Below are 14,321 nucleotides of genomic sequence, written 5' to 3'. Positions count from 1 at the left end.
GAGGCGGCCGTGGTCGCTGCGAACGCGGTTGGTGGTGTCGGCGGTTGCGCTGATCGCGGTCGTCGCGACCGTGATCGGGACGGTGACGACCATCGCCTTCCGGTCGTACCTGTACGACCAGGCCGACGAACAGCTCCGCGTCGTCGCGGACCGGGTGTCGGGGCCGCCGGTCGCCGGACCTTCCGCGTTCCGCCCGCCCGATGCGGCCCGTCCGAAGGAACCACTGGCCTTCCTGCAGGCCCCCGGAACCCCGATAGGAACCCTCGGCGCGGTCCTCGTGGACGGCGAGTCGACGGCGGCCGGATATTCGGCGGAGGCCGTGGACAGCGGCCCGTACGAGCGGAACGTCCGGATCGCCGAGCTCGACGGGGCACAGCGCTCCGCCCTCGCCGCCGTCCCCCGCGACGGTCGCCCGCACACCGTGGACATGCCCGGTGGGCTCGGCTCCTACCGGGTCGAGCCCACCGCCGGCGTCCACGGAGAGTTCCTCGTCGGGATTCCGCTCACCGAGGTGGAGGACGCCCTCTCGACCCTCGTCCTCGTCGAACTCAGCCTCACCGGGGCCGGACTCGTCGCGGCCTCGCTCGCCGGAACCGTGCTCGTGGGAGTCGCCCTGCGTCCGCTCCGGCGGGTCGCCGCCACCGCCCGCCAGGTCACCGGGCTTCCGCTGCACAGCGGAGAGGTGGCGCTCCACCAGCGGGTTCCGGAGGCCGAGGCCGACCCGCGGACCGAGGTCGGCCAGGTCGGTGCGGCCCTCAACCGGATGCTCGACCACGTCCACTCGGCACTAGACGCACGCCAACAGAGCGAGACCCGGGTCCGACAGTTCGTCGCGGACGCCAGCCATGAACTCCGCACCCCGCTCGCCTCGATCCGCGGCTATGCGGAGCTCACCCGGCGCGGTCGCGAGGAGTGCGGTCCCGACACCCGGCACGCGCTCGGCCGGATCGAGTCCGAGGCGACCCGGATGACGGGACTGGTCGAGGACCTGTTGCTCCTCGCCCGGCTCGATGCCGGTCGTCCCCTGTCGTACGGGGACACGGAGGTGGTCCCGCTCGTCGTGGACGCCGTCAGCGATGCCCGGGTCGCCGGCCCCGACCACCATTGGCTCCTCGAACTGCCCGCCGACGGAACGGTCGTGCCCGCCGACGGGGCTCGGCTCCAACAGGTCCTGGTCAACCTCCTCGCCAACGCCCGCACCCACACCCCGCCCGGCACCAAGGTCACCGCGCGGGTGCGCACGGAGGGTTCGACGGCGGTCGTCGAGGTGGAGGACGACGGTCCGGGCATCCCGCCCGAGCTGCTGCCCGCCGTCTTCGAGCGCTTCGCACGCGGCGACGCCTCCCGCTCCCGGAACGCCGGTTCCACCGGCCTCGGCCTCGCCATCGTCCGGGCGGTCGTGCTCGCCCACGGCGGGGACGTGGACGTCGAAAGCGCCCCGGGACGCACGGTGTTCACCGTCCGGCTGCCCATGGCCCGGGTCTGACCGGAGCACCGGCCGACGGGGCGCACACGGCACCCGACCACGGGTGGTCCGTACGGTTGACCGGGCGGTCCCGCCCCGGGGCCCACCACCGGGGCTCAGGGGCGGAACCCACCGGCAGGACTCGGGTACGGGTCCCACCGGTGGGCCCGCGAACCCACCGGCGGGACCCGTGGAGGATGCACCGCAGGGGCCGTGGGGCCCCATCGGCAGCGCCCCGCGGCGGGACTCACAGGCGGGGCACAGCCTCATCACACAGCCGTGACAGCGGCCCCGGCGAGTGTCGAGGGCATGCGAACTCCAATGATCGCGGGGCCCGCGTCCACGGCCTCCGGAAGGCCCGATGCCCTCCCCGCCCGGGAGCACCTGCCGGTGGACGTCGCCGGACGGCCCGTCCTGGACGTGGTGATTCCCGTCTACAACGAGGAGAAGGACCTGGAGCCGTGCGTGCGCCGGCTCCACGAGCACCTCCTCAGGACCTTTCCGTACGGCTTCCGCATCACGGTCGCCGACAACGCCTCCACCGACACCACCCCCGCCGTTGCCGCGGCCCTCGCCGCCGAAGTGCCCGAAGTGCGCTCCGTGCGGCTGGAGCAGAAGGGGCGCGGTCGGGCGCTGCGGACGGTGTGGTCGGCCTCGGACGCCCCCGTCCTCGCCTACATGGACGTGGACCTGTCCACCGATCTCAATGCGCTGCTCCCCTTGGTCGCCCCCCTCATCTCCGGTCATTCCGACCTGGCGATCGGCTCCCGGCTCTCCCGCTCCTCGCGGGTGGTGCGGGGGCCGAAGCGGGAGTTCATCTCGCGTGCGTACAACCTGATCCTGCGGTCCTCACTCGCCGCCCGGTTCTCCGACGCCCAGTGCGGCTTCAAGGCGATACGGCGCGAGGTCGCCGAGCGGCTCCTGCCGATGGTGGAGGACACCGGCTGGTTCTTCGACACCGAGATGCTGGTCCTCGCCGAACGGGCCGGGCTGCGCATCCACGAGGTGCCCGTCGACTGGGTCGACGATCCCGACTCGACCGTGCACATCGTGCGGACCGCCACGGACGACCTGAAGGGCGTCTGGCGGGTGGGGCGGGCCCTCGCGACCGGTTCGCTGCCGCTCGACCGACTCGCCCGGCCCTTCGGGGACGACCCCCGGGACCGCGAGCTGAGCGGGGTGCCGGGCGGGCTGGCCCGCCAGCTCGTCGGCTTCTGCGCGGTCGGAGCCCTGTCCACGCTCTTCTACCTCGCGCTGTACTCGGCCTTCCGACTCGGCCTGGGGCCGCAACTCGCGAACGCAGCTGCCCTGTTGCTCTCCGCGATCGCCAACACGGCGGCCAACCGGCGCCTCACCTTCGGCGTGCGCGGCCGGGACCGGGCCGTCCGCCACCAGGCACAGGGACTCGTGGTCTTCGCCATCGGGCTGGCCCTGACCAGTGGCTCGCTCGCCGCCCTCGGCGCGGCCACCGGTGATCCGGCCCATTCCACCGAGCTCGCCGTCCTGATCGTCGCCAACCTCGCCGCGACCGTCCTGCGCTTCCTCCTCTTCCGGCTCTGGGTCTTCCCCGAGCGGCCGACCTCAAGGAACGACGAACGATGACCACCTCGCCCACCACGCCCCCGGCCCACGCCGGACCCGGAAGCGGCTGGCTCGCCCGGCTCTGGCGCGGGCGCACCGAGGACGCCACCTGGGTGCGGCCCGCCTTTCTGGGCCTGCTCGTCGCCACCGGACTGCTCTACCTGTGGAACCTGAGCGCCTCCGGCTACGCCAACTCCTTCTACTCGGCCGCCGTGCAGGCGGGCAGCGAGAGCTGGAAGGCCTTCTTCTTCGGTTCCCTCGACGCGGCCAATGCCATCACCGTCGACAAGCCGCCGGCCGCACTCTGGCCGATGGCCCTCTCGGTCCGTCTCTTCGGGCTCGGTTCCTGGCAGATCCTCCTGCCCGAGGTCCTGATGGGCGTGGGCACGGTCGCCGTGCTCTACGCGGCCGTACGCCGCCGCTTCGGTGCGGGCGCGGGGCTGATCGCCGGCGCGGTCCTCGCGCTGACGCCGGTCGCCGCGCTGATGTTCCGCTTCAACAACCCGGACGCCCTGCTCGCGCTGCTGATGACGGTCGCCGTGTACTGCGTGCTGCGTGCCCTGGAGCAGGAGCGGGGCAGCGCACGGTGGTTGGTGTGGGCGGGGGTGGCCTTCGGGTTCGCCTTCCTGGCGAAGACCCTGCAGGCCTTCCTGATCCTTCCGCCCCTCGCGCTCGTGTACGTGGTGTGTGCGCCCGGTGGTCTGGGCCGGCGGCTCGGCCGGATCTCCCTGGGCGGGCTCGCGATGGTGGTCTCGGCGGGGTGGTGGGTGGCCCTGGTCGAGCTGTGGCCGGAGTCTTCCCGTCCGTACGTCGGGGGCTCGCAGGACAACAGCTTCCTGGAGCTGACCTTCGGCTACAACGGACTCGGCCGCATCAACGGCAACGAGGTCGGGAGCGTCGGCGGCGGGGGGCGCGGCGGTCCCGGTGGGATGGCCGAGAACCTGCCGGCCGGCATGGACCTGCCCGCTCGCGGCGGAGGCGGACCCGGTGGTGGCTGGGGAGAGACCGGCATCGGCCGGATGTTCGGCGACGCGGTGGGCGGTCAGATCTCCTGGCTGCTGCCGGCCGCGCTGATCCTGCTGGTCGCGGGGCTCGTGATCACCTGGCGGGCGCCGCGGACCGACACGGCGCGCTCCGCGTTCCTGGTGTGGGGCGGCGCGCTGCTCATGACGCTCGTGGTGTTCAGCTTCATGGCCGGCATCTTCCACGAGTACTACACGGTGGCCCTGGCCCCGTACCTGGCGGCGCTGATCGGCATGGGTGCGGCCGTGTTGTGGGAGGAGCGGGCGCACGGGCTGGCCCCGGTGGTGCTCGCGGTGACGGTGGCGGTGACGGCCTGGTGGGCCTGGACGCTGCTCGGCCGTACGCCGGACTGGCTGCCGTGGCTGCGGTGGGTGGTTCTGGTGACCGGTGCCGTTGCCGCCCTCGGCCTTCTCCTCGTGGGCCGGGTCGACCGGCGGTGGGGGCTCGGGTTCGCGGGACTCGGCCTCGTGGCGGGGCTCGCGGCTCCCTTCGCGTACACCGTGGAGACGGTGAACACCGCCCACCAGGGCTCGATCGTGACGGCGGGTCCGGCGGGCGGCGCCCAAGGGGGCCGGGGGCCGGGGGCCGGTCGGCCCTTCGGCGGCGCCGGGATGATGCCGCCGGGCGGCCAGGGTCAGGGTCAGGGCGGTCAGATTCCGGGCGGTCAGGGTCAGGGCGGTCAGCTTCCGGGCGGTCAGGGTCAGGGCGGTCAGATTCCGGGCGGTCAGCTGCCCGGTGGTCAGGGTCAGGGCCAGGGCCAGGGGCGCGGTGTGCCCGGTGGCAATCCGCCCCAGGGCCTTCCCCCGGGCATGCAGCAGCAGGGCCTGCCGCAGGGTGCGGCGCGGGACGCCGGTACCGGTGGGGGCGGCATGGGCGGGCTGCTCAACGGAGCCCGTGTCGACGAGGAGGCGAAGAGCGCCCTCCTCGCGGACGCCGACGACTACACCTGGGTCGCGGCCACGGTCGGCGCACAGAACGCCGCCAGCTACCAGTTGGCCACCGAGAAGCCGGTGATGGCGATCGGCGGGTTCAACGGCAGCGATCCGTCTCCGACGCTCGACCAGTTCAAGCAGTACGTCGCCGAGGGGAAGATCCACTACTTCATCGGTGGCGGAGGGGGAGCCGGCGGTGGTCGCGGCGGCAACTCGGAGATCTCCACCTGGGTGTCGGAGACCTTCGAGGAGGTCACCCTCGGCAGCTCCACCTTCTATGACCTGACGTCCCGGAAGTAATCCCCATACAGCGTACGAGAGATTCTTGTACGGTGTACGAGACCTGGTCCCGTACACCGTACAAGGAGGTCTGCCGTGACGGCGTCGACCACCGTGACCGCCCCGACCGCCACGCGCAGCCATCCGCAGCGCTGGCTGATCCTCGGCGTCATCTGCCTCGCCCAACTCACCGTGCTGCTCGACAACACCGTCCTCGGCGTCGCCATCCCTTCGCTGACCTCCGAGCTCCACGCGTCCACCAGCGACATCCAGTGGATGATCAACGCGTACTCGCTGGTCCAGTCGGGCCTGCTGCTCAGCGCGGGCAACGCCGCCGACCGCTACGGCCGCAAGAAGCTCCTCGCCGTCGGCCTCGTGCTCTTCGGCCTCGGCTCGCTCGCCGCCGGCCTCGCCGCCTCCACGACCCAGCTGATCGCCGCCCGCGCGGGGATGGGAGTCGGCGGCGCGCTCCTGATGACCACGACCCTCGCCGTCGTCATGCAGATCTTCGACGATTCCGAGCGGGTCAAGGCCATTGCGCTCTGGTCCACCGTCGCCTCGCTGGGCTTCGCCAGCGGGCCGCTGATCGGCGGGGTGATCCTCGACCGCTTCTGGTGGGGAATGATCTTCCTCGTCAACATTCCGGTCGCGCTCGTCGCGCTCGTCGCCGTCCTCAGGCTCGTGCCGGAGTCCAAGAACAGCCGGGGCGAGCGCCCCGACCTGCTCGGTGCGCTGCTCTCCACCCTCGGCATGACCGCCCTGGTGTACGCGATCATCACCGGCCCCGAACACGGCTGGCTCTCCCTCCGGGTCCTGGTCCCGGCGGCCGTCGGACTGCTCGGCCTCGGCGCCTTCGCCCGCTGGGAGCTGCACACCCCCCACCCCATGCTCGACATGCGCTTCTTCCGCAACCAGGAGTTCGTCGGTGCCGTCAGCGGTTCGATCCTGGTCGTCTTCGGCATGGGCGGTTCGCTCTTCCTGCTCACCCAGCACCTGCAGTTCGTCCTCGGCTACGGGCCGCTCGAAGCCGGTCTCCGGATGGCGCCGCTCGCCCTGACGGTCGTCGCCCTCAACTTGAGCGGCATCGGACCGAAGGTCGTCATCGGACTGGGCGTCCCGCGCACCGTCGCCCTCGGCATGCCCCTCGTCGCCGCGGGGCTCGCCTCGATCGCACTGCTCGGCGGCGGCACGGACGGCGGCTACGGGGGCGTGCTGCTCGGCCTGGTCCTGATGGGCGGCGGCATCGCCGTCTCCAATCCGGCGATGGCCAGTGCGCTCATGAGCGCGATCCCGCCGGAGAAGGCGGGCGTGGGCGCCGGGATCAACGGCACGCTGGCCGAGTTCGGCAACGGTCTGGGCGTCGCCGTCCTCGGGGCCGTGCTCAACGCCCGCTTCGCCGCCCTCGTCGCCGTCACCGCGACCTCCTTGCCGGCGGCCCTCGCAGCGGTCGGGGGCGCGGCGGAGCGGGCGGAGATCGCCGGGGCCTTCGCCTCCGGGCTCCGCACCAGTCAGTTGGTCGGTGCGGTCGCCGTCTTCGCCGGCGGTCTGCTCGCGGCGTTCCTGCTCCGGCGGGCCGAGCGCGGGGGAGAAGGAGAGGGGCCCCGAGCGGCCGGTCGCTGCCTAGCATGGTGACGAACCGCTGACAGACGGAGGAACGCGATGGTCAAGGCAGCCGATCGGGCCAAGGACCCGGCGCGTTCCAGCGTCTGGCTGGAGAGCCGGGCCGCCCGCAGCGGTGGTGGTCCGGCCGGGCTCGACCGGGACCGGATCGTCGCCGCTTCGATCCGGATCCTCGACGAGGAGGGCCTGGGCAAGCTGTCGATGCGCAAGCTCGCGGCCGAGCTGGGGGTCACCGCGATGTCCTTGTACTGGTACGTGGACACCAAGGACGACATCCTTGAGTACGCCATGGACAGCGTCTACGGAGAGATCGACCTCGCGGCGGTCGACGCCGCCGAGGACTGGCGGGCCCGGATCCGGGTGCTGGCCCTGGAGTACCGGAAGATGCTGGTCCGCCACGCGTGGATGTCGCCGAGCGCCGGCCAGTACCTCAACATCGGTCCGCAGGCGATCGCCGTCGGGCACAAGATCCACGACACCATCAGGGAGACCGGCCTCTCCCTGGAACGGCGGCCGAGCGCGATGTCCGCGGTGTTCCAGTTCGTCTACGGCTACGGGACGCTGGAGTCCCGGTTCGGTCGGCGTGCCGCGGAGGCCGGGATGTCACAGGACGACTTCTACGCGGACTCGGTGAAGGCCTTCCGGGACGAGCCGGGCTTCGGGGAGCGGATCGAGGGCCTGCGGGAGGTCCTCGACGAGCGGATCTCGCACGGCAGCCTCAGCGTCGTCTGGGACCGCGACTTCTCCTACGCCCTGGACGTGCTCGTCGCCGGCATCGAGGTCATGGTGGCGCGCGAGGCCGCGGAGCGACAGACGTGACGGAGCGACAGACGTGACGGAGCGACAGACGTGACGGAGCGGCGGGCCGTCCCCTGCCCGCCGCTCCGTTCCCGACCCGGTCGCGCCTCCGCTCGAAGTGCGACCGGGAGCTTCTCACCCGCCCGTCGTCGCCGCCTTCACCGCGGCCGGCTCCCCTTCGGGGGCCTTCGCCGCGTTGGACTTCAGCGCGACCTCCTTGATGAAGAGCGTCACCACGAAGGCGAGCAGCGCGAACGGCGCCGAGTAGAGGAAGACGTCGGCGACGCCGTGGCCGTACGCGTCCTCCATGACCGTGCGGATCGGGGCCGGCAGCTTGTCCATGTCGGGGATGCCGCCGCCACCGCCGCCGAGGGCGCCCGCGGCCTTCGGACCGAGCTCGGTCAGGCCCTCCTGGACGTAGGTCGTGACCCGGTGGGCCATGACCGCTCCGAGCGCCGAGACGCCGACCGCGCCGCCCAGCGAGCGGAAGAAGGTGACGACGGAGGAGGCGGCGCCGAGGTCGGCGGGGGCCACCTGGTTCTGGGTGCAGAGCACCAGGTTCTGCATCATCATGCCGAGGCCGAGGCCGAGGACCGCCATGAAGAGCGCGATGTGCCAGTACTCCGTGTCGTAGCGGATCGTGCCGAGCAGGCCGAGGCCGCCGGCGGCCAGGGCGCCACCGGTGACCAGCCACGCCTTCCACCGGCCGGTCTTGGTGATGATGAGGCCGGAGACCGTGGAGGAGACGAAGAGGCCCGCGATCATCGGGATGGTGAGGACGCCGGACATGGTCGGCGACTCGTTCCGGGCCAACTGGAAGTACTGGCTGAAGAAGACCGTGCCGGCGAACATCGCGACGCCCACGAAGAGCGAGGCGAGCGAGGCCAGGGAGATGGTCCGGTTGCGGAACAGCCGGAGCGGGATGATCGGCTCGCTCGCCTTCGACTCGACGAGCACGAAGACCGCGCCGAGCAGCACCGCACCGATGACCATGACGGCCGTCTGCCAGGACATCCAGTCGTACTTGTCGCCCGCGAAGGTGACCCAGATGAGCAGCAGGGAGACGGCGGCGCTGATGAAGAGGGCGCCGGCCCAGTCGACCTTCACCCGGCGCTTCACGACGGGGAGCTTCAGGGTCTTCTGCAGGACGATCAGCGCGATGATCGCGAAGGGCACGCCGACGTAGAAGCACCAGCGCCAGCCGAGCCAGTCGGTGTCGGTGATGACGCCGCCGAGCAGCGGGCCGCCGACGGTGGCGACGGCGAAGGTCGCGCCGAGGTAGCCGCTGTAGCGGCCCCGCTCGCGGGGGGAGATCATCGCGGCCAGGATGATCTGGGAGAGGGCGGTCAGACCGCCGACGCCGATGCCCTGGACGACCCGGCAGGCGATGAGCATGCCGGTGCTCTGCGAGAGGCCGGCGACGACCGAGCCGGCGACGTAGATGATCAGGGCTATCTGGACGAGCAGCTTCTTGGAGACGAGGTCGGCGAGCTTGCCCCAGAGCGGGGTGGTCGCGGTCATCGCCAGGAGGGCGGCGGTCACCACCCAGGTGTAGGCGGACTGTCCGCCGCCGAGGTCGGTGATGATCTGGGGGAGGGCGTTGGAGACGATCGTCGAGGACAGGATGGCGACGAACATGCCGAGCAGCAGCCCGGACAGCGCCTCCATGATCTGCCGGTGGGTCATCGGAGCGGTGTCGCCGCCTCCGCCGTCGGCGAGGCCGTCCCGCACACCGGTGTCGGGCGTGGTCGTAGCCATGGACTTCCTTTGTTCTCAAGCGTGGTGGGCCCGACAGTCCCCGAAGGAGTCGCGGAGGCGGGCGAGCAGGTGGGTGAGGAGTTCGACGTCGTCGTCGGACCACTCCGCGAGGTGACGGGAGAAGGCTTCGGTCACTCGGCGGTCGAGTTCGCCGAGCATCGCGTGACCTGACTCCGTGAGCCGCAGGATGCGGGAGCGCTTGTCGTCCGGGTCGGGCAGCCGCTCGATCCAGCCGTGCTCCACGGTGTGGGCCACGTGGCGGCTGCACACGGACAGGTCGACCGCCATGTGCTCGGCGAGCCGGCTCATGCGCATGTCGCCGTGGTGCTTGACCAGGGCGAGTACGGCCGCCGGGCCGCCCTGGCATTCGAGGGGCAGGGCGCGGGCGAGGCCGCGCTTCACGGCTCCGATCGCGCTCACCGAACGGGCGAGGTCCTCGTACCGGCTCCGTGTCTCCATCGGGCACCCCCGTTCATCTTGTTGCTTAGGGCAACCATAGAGATGGTTGGTTGCTCCAGGCAAACTAAATCGGTCAAACGGCGCTAAAGAATCGGCAAAGGAGAGCGGGGGGACCGGGGGGTTGGGGGCCGTGCCCCGCTTTCGCTAGTGTCCGGGCCATGGCACACAACCCCCAAGCACCGTACGGCCAGGGCCAGAGCCCCCAGGGGCCCGAGGACTACGACCCGGCCGGCAGCACCCAGATGTTCCGCGCCTTCGTCGACGAAGGCACCCGGCAGCGACAGGAGTCGCAGGTCGCAGCCGCGAAGAGCGGCCCGCGCGTCGGCCTGATCGCAGGTGTCGTCGCGGTGGTCGTCGTCCTGGCGGCCGTCGCCTGGCTGGCGTTGGGCTGACCGCTCCGCATCCCGAGGCCGACGGGCCGGCTCCGCACCCCGCGGAGCCGGCCCGCCCTTTTTCCCGGGCCGAGGGGCGGGGCGGCAGCGCAGCGGGCCCTTCGCCCCCGCATCGCCCCCGCACCCGCCGGTGAAGGGGGGCTCACTGCCAGACGGCGGTGACCTTGCGGGTCTCCACCCGCATGCCGAGGGGCACGCGCCAGGAGTCCACGCACACCGTGTAGGTGTGGGTGCGCGCCGCCCCGGCCGCGATCGGCGCCGGTAGCGGCTGCCGGGTGGTGACGGTCGCCCAATCGGTCCCGAGGACGCCGATGACGTGCGTGGCGAAGGTGACCGTTCCCGAAGCGGCCGTCGATCCACCGGTGTTGCGGAAGGTCACGGTGACCCGCTCGCACCAGCGCCGGTCACCGTCGGCGAGCACGGGGGAGGAGACGGTGAGCACGGCGGGCCCGGGTGCGGTGGTCGGCGTGGGTGACGGCGCGGGCGTGCCGGGGGAGGTGGGTCCGGGCGTGGTGGAGGGAGTGCGGGGCGGGGTGCCGCCGCCCGTGCTCGGAGCCGTGCTCCCGGTCCCGCGGCCGGGGCCCGTGCTCCCGGGCCCGGTGGTCGGGCCGCCGCCCGTGGTGGTGCCCGCACCGGATTCCGCGCCCGGGGCCGCGCGGGAGGACCCCCGGGGCGCGGAGGCCCCGGAAGGAGCCGGGGCGGCCCCGTCCGTCGACGGTGACGCCCCCGGGGGCGCGGGTGACGGGGAGGAGGTGCTGGAGGTGAGGGCGGGGTCCGTGGGGCTCTCCAGGGGAACCAGGACGACCGCGCCCGACGGGCCGGCCGCGCCCTCGGGGGGACGGCCGGCGCCCACGGCCGCGTACCCCTCGCCGTCCCCGCCGCCGCACGCGGTCAGCGCCCCGCCGAGGCAGAGCGCCACCGCCACCAGTCCCGGCTTCTTTCGCCTCATGCGATCCAGTCTGACTGACGGATCGTCAGTCAGACTGGGGTTTCGAGGAAGTCAGGAGGGAGTCAGTCGGAGATCAGGCCCTCGCGCAGCTGGGCGAGGGTGCGGGTGAGCAGCCGCGAGACGTGCATCTGGGAGATGCCCACCTCTTCGCCGATCTGTGACTGCGTCATGTTGGCGAAGAAGCGGAGCATGATGATCTGCCGTTCCCTGGGCGGCAGTTTGGCGAGGAGCGGCTTGAGGGACTCGCGGTACTCGACCCCTTCGAGCGCCGAGTCCTCGTAGCCGAGGCGGTCCGCGAGCGATCCCTCGCCGCCGTCGTCCTCGGGCGAGGGCGAGTCCAGGGAGGAGGCGGTGTACGCATTGCCGACGGCCAGGCCGTCGACCACGTCTTCCTCCGACACCCCCAGGGCGGCGGCGAGTTCGGGAACGGTCGGCGAGCGGTCGAGCCGCTGGGCGAGCTCGTCGCTGGCCTTCGTGAGGGCGAGCCGCAGTTCCTGCAGTCGGCGCGGGACGCGCACCGACCACGAGGTGTCGCGGAAGAAGCGCTTGATCTCGCCGACCACCGTCGGCATGGCGAACGTCGGGAACTCCACGCCCCGTTCGCAGTCGAAGCGGTCAATCGCCTTGATCAGGCCGATGGTTCCGACCTGGACGATGTCCTCCATGGGCTCGTTGCGGGAGCGGAAGCGGGCCGCCGCGTACCGCACGAGGGGGAGGTTGAGTTCGATGAGGGTGTCGCGGACGTAGGTCCGCTCGGGGCTGTCGGCGGCGGCACCCTCGGCGTCGAGCGCGCGCAGTCGCAGGAACAGCGAGCGGGACAGAGTGCGGGTGTCGAGCGATCCGGACGTGGCGACCATCGGCGGAGAGGCGGTCGCGTCGGTCTCCGCGGTGTCGGTCGCGGTCGACGCCGTCGTCTGCGTGGGCACGGGAACGGGCGTGAGCGTGAGCACCTTCGAGCTGCCCAGTTCTGTGGACATGCCACCCCCTTGAGGTCGCGGACGGTCGCGGTGGCCGCGCCCGTCTGAGGAACGCAGCCTCCACCTGAATACCGGCGGTGGGGCTGCGGCAAACTCGGTTCCAGCAGAATGTCACATGTCGGCAACACGCTGTAGTGACTTGTCGACACAGAGGAAGCACATATCCGCAGGAAGCAAGGGGTGTAAGGGTTCTGAGGGGCCGTGAGACTAGTCCGAAGCGGTCTACCCGTTCTGGTTACGCTTCGATCCTATTTGCGGATCTCAGGCGTGCGAAGCTGCGGGCGAGGAGCCTTGACACGTGCATCTGCGAGACGCCGAGCTCCTGACTGATCTGAGACTGGGTCAAGTTGCTGTAGTAGCGCAGCATCAGGATTCGTTGCTCGCGCTCGGGAAGCTGCACCAGCAGGTGTCGCACGAGGTCGCGGTGCTCGACCCCGGCCAGGGCGGGGTCTTCGTAGCCGAGTCGGTCGAGCAGCCCGGGCAGTCCGTCGCCCTCCTGCGCGGCCTCCAGGGAGGTGGCGTGGTACGAGCGCCCGGCCTCGATGCAGGCGAGCACCTCGTCCTCGCCGATCCGCAGCCGCTCGGCGATCTCCGCGGTCGTGGGCGAGCGGCCGTGGGCGGTCGTCAGGTCCTCGGTGGCGCCGTTCACCTGGACCCAGAGTTCGTGCAGCCGGCGCGGCACGTGCACCGTGCGGACGTTGTCGCGGAAGTACCGCTTGATCTCGCCCACGACCGTCGGCATGGCGAAGGTCGGGAACTGCACGCCCCGGTCCGGGTCGAAGCGGTCGATGGCGTTGATCAGGCCGATGGTCCCGACCTGGACGACGTCCTCCATGGGCTCGTTGCGGGAGCGGAAGCGGGCCGCCGCGTACCGCACCAGCGGCAGGTTCGCCTCGATGAGCGCCCCGCGCACCCGGTGGTGCTCGGGGCTTCCCGGTTCGAGGTCCTTGAGTTGGCCGAAGAGGACTTGGGTGAGGGCCCGGGTGTCGGCGCCCCGACTGCTCTGCGGTCGGGCGCGAGGGGCGTCCACGGCCCCGCCCGCCTCGTGCTGGGGCGGGACCTGAGGTGCTGTACTGGCCGGCACGTTCACGCCACCCCTTCGCCTGGTCTTGCTGGTCGACCGGGTCAACTACGGTCAACTCATCCGTCAAAAGCGGTCATAGCATCACAAGACATGTCCACTGTGTGCAAGCACCGCATAGTGACGTGTTGAGGGCGTGAGGGGCGAAAAAGCAGAGGCCAGAAGCCCGTGAGGCCCCCCACCGGAGCGGCGGGGGGCCTCACGCGTGAAAGTCCTAGAAGGCGTAGTCCGCGATCACCCAGGTGGAGAACTCGCGCCACTGGGCGACGCCCGCCTGGTGCGCGGGGTGGTCCAGGTAGCGCTGGAGCGCGTCGGTGTCCTCCACGGCCGAGTTGATCGCGAAGTCGTACGCGATCGGCCGGTCGGTGATGTTCCAGTCGCACTCCCAGAACTTCAGCTCGGGGATCTGCCCGCCGAGGGCACGGAACGCCTCGGCACCGGCGACCACGCGCGGCTCGTCGCGCGAGACGCCGTCATTGAGCTTGAAGAGGACGAGATGGCGGATCACGGAGGGCTCCTAGTTGATGAGTTCGGTCATGAACTCGCCGACACCCTGGGCGGCGCTGGAAATGCCCTCGAACCCTACCTGCACCAGATCGGCGGCCCGGGCGGGGGAGTTGATGATCGTGTACAGCACAAAGACCACGACCGCGTACAGCGCGATCTTCTTCGCTTGCGCCACTGCCCAGCCCTCCCCGGTTCCCCCGCCGTACGACCGCGCCACTCTAACCGAGCCTTTATGGACCAAGGGCCCGTCGATCGGGGTCTTTCGCCGCCCCCCGGAAGGGTGACGGGCCCGCAGGATGGATGTCGAGCCCAGCGGATCTGGCAGGAATCCACCGGGCTCCTGGAACCGGCCCGCACTGCGGGGTCCGCGCCGCGCACCTTCCCCCTGACTGCGGCGTGGACCGGTAGGTCCGGTTCTCATCGGGGGGAGCGGTTTGTCCCCCCGATGCCGCTCCCCCCGTCCCACGGAAGAGGCCCCGGCCGCGCCCCCCCGCCGGGCC

Annotated in this window: 13 protein-coding genes; 6 read left to right on the top strand and 7 right to left on the bottom strand. The window is 71.4% G+C overall.

Going from position 1 to position 14,321, the window contains the following annotated elements:
* The first annotated feature begins 31 nt into the window (after positions 1 to 31).
* The 5 genes from ACFW22_RS08455 (at position 32) to ACFW22_RS08435 (ending at position 7,719) form a co-directional block, all read left to right on the top strand.
* Positions 32 to 1,486, top strand: coding sequence for a sensor histidine kinase (locus ACFW22_RS08455; protein ID WP_386400598.1), 1,455 nt, complete (start codon positions 32 to 34; stop codon positions 1,484 to 1,486).
* Positions 1,487 to 1,774: 288 nt separating this feature from the next.
* The gene (locus ACFW22_RS08450; protein ID WP_386400596.1) at positions 1,775 to 3,067 is read left to right on the top strand and encodes a glycosyltransferase; all 1,293 of its coding nucleotides are present in this window, start codon (positions 1,775 to 1,777) and stop codon (positions 3,065 to 3,067) included.
* On the top strand, positions 3,064 to 5,301 hold the full coding sequence (locus ACFW22_RS08445; protein ID WP_386400594.1) for an ArnT family glycosyltransferase: 2,238 nt from the start codon (positions 3,064 to 3,066) through the stop codon (positions 5,299 to 5,301). Before ACFW22_RS08450 ends, ACFW22_RS08445 begins: the two co-directional genes overlap by 4 nt.
* Before the next feature lie 93 nt (positions 5,302 to 5,394).
* Positions 5,395 to 6,912 carry an MFS transporter gene (locus tag ACFW22_RS08440; protein ID WP_386400855.1) on the top strand — a complete coding sequence of 506 codons (1,518 nt, stop codon included), beginning with the start codon at positions 5,395 to 5,397 and terminating at the stop codon, positions 6,910 to 6,912.
* A gap of 27 nt (positions 6,913 to 6,939) precedes the next feature.
* Complete coding sequence (locus ACFW22_RS08435; protein WP_386400592.1) at positions 6,940 to 7,719, top strand: TetR/AcrR family transcriptional regulator; 780 nt, start codon at positions 6,940 to 6,942, stop codon at positions 7,717 to 7,719.
* 114 nt (positions 7,720 to 7,833) lie between these two features.
* Here ACFW22_RS08435 and ACFW22_RS08430 read toward each other — a convergent pair whose 3' ends face one another.
* Both ACFW22_RS08430 and ACFW22_RS08425 read right to left on the bottom strand, forming a co-directional pair.
* Complete coding sequence (locus ACFW22_RS08430; RefSeq protein WP_386400590.1) at positions 7,834 to 9,456, bottom strand: MDR family MFS transporter; 1,623 nt, start codon at positions 9,454 to 9,456, stop codon at positions 7,834 to 7,836.
* Positions 9,457 to 9,471: 15 nt separating this feature from the next.
* Positions 9,472 to 9,915, bottom strand: coding sequence for a MarR family winged helix-turn-helix transcriptional regulator (locus ACFW22_RS08425; RefSeq protein WP_386400589.1), 444 nt, complete (start codon positions 9,913 to 9,915; stop codon positions 9,472 to 9,474).
* 158 nt (positions 9,916 to 10,073) lie between these two features.
* Between ACFW22_RS08425 and ACFW22_RS08420 the strand changes: the two genes are divergently transcribed.
* Positions 10,074 to 10,307, top strand: coding sequence for a hypothetical protein (locus ACFW22_RS08420; RefSeq protein ID WP_384879186.1), 234 nt, complete (start codon positions 10,074 to 10,076; stop codon positions 10,305 to 10,307).
* A gap of 142 nt (positions 10,308 to 10,449) precedes the next feature.
* Here ACFW22_RS08420 and ACFW22_RS08415 read toward each other — a convergent pair whose 3' ends face one another.
* The 5 genes from ACFW22_RS08415 to ACFW22_RS08395 all read right to left on the bottom strand — a co-directional run bounded on the left by ACFW22_RS08415 (position 10,450) and on the right by ACFW22_RS08395 (position 13,996).
* Positions 10,450 to 11,256: a hypothetical protein gene (locus ACFW22_RS08415; protein WP_386400586.1), complete on the bottom strand. Its 807-nt coding sequence runs from the start codon at positions 11,254 to 11,256 to the stop codon at positions 10,450 to 10,452.
* Between the two features lie 62 nt (positions 11,257 to 11,318).
* Complete coding sequence (locus tag ACFW22_RS08410; protein WP_386400584.1) at positions 11,319 to 12,233, bottom strand: RNA polymerase sigma factor SigF; 915 nt, start codon at positions 12,231 to 12,233, stop codon at positions 11,319 to 11,321.
* A gap of 235 nt (positions 12,234 to 12,468) precedes the next feature.
* Positions 12,469 to 13,317, bottom strand: a complete 849-nt coding sequence (locus ACFW22_RS08405; protein ID WP_386400582.1) for an RNA polymerase sigma factor SigF — start codon at positions 13,315 to 13,317, stop codon at positions 12,469 to 12,471.
* A gap of 211 nt (positions 13,318 to 13,528) precedes the next feature.
* Positions 13,529 to 13,822 carry a Dabb family protein gene (locus ACFW22_RS08400; protein ID WP_384879198.1) on the bottom strand — a complete coding sequence of 98 codons (294 nt, stop codon included), beginning with the start codon at positions 13,820 to 13,822 and terminating at the stop codon, positions 13,529 to 13,531.
* A gap of 9 nt (positions 13,823 to 13,831) precedes the next feature.
* The gene (locus tag ACFW22_RS08395) at positions 13,832 to 13,996 is read right to left on the bottom strand and encodes a hypothetical protein (RefSeq protein WP_384879201.1); all 165 of its coding nucleotides are present in this window, start codon (positions 13,994 to 13,996) and stop codon (positions 13,832 to 13,834) included.
* Positions 13,997 to 14,321: the final 325 nt, after the last annotated feature.

Origin of the sequence: Streptomyces sp. NPDC058872, assembly GCF_042743065.1 — a bacterium.
In the GTDB taxonomy this organism is placed as follows: Bacteria; Actinomycetota; Actinomycetes; order Streptomycetales; family Streptomycetaceae; genus Streptomyces.
The sequence above is the reverse complement of the archived record's forward strand: the minus strand, read 5'-3'. Positions and strand labels throughout refer to the sequence as shown.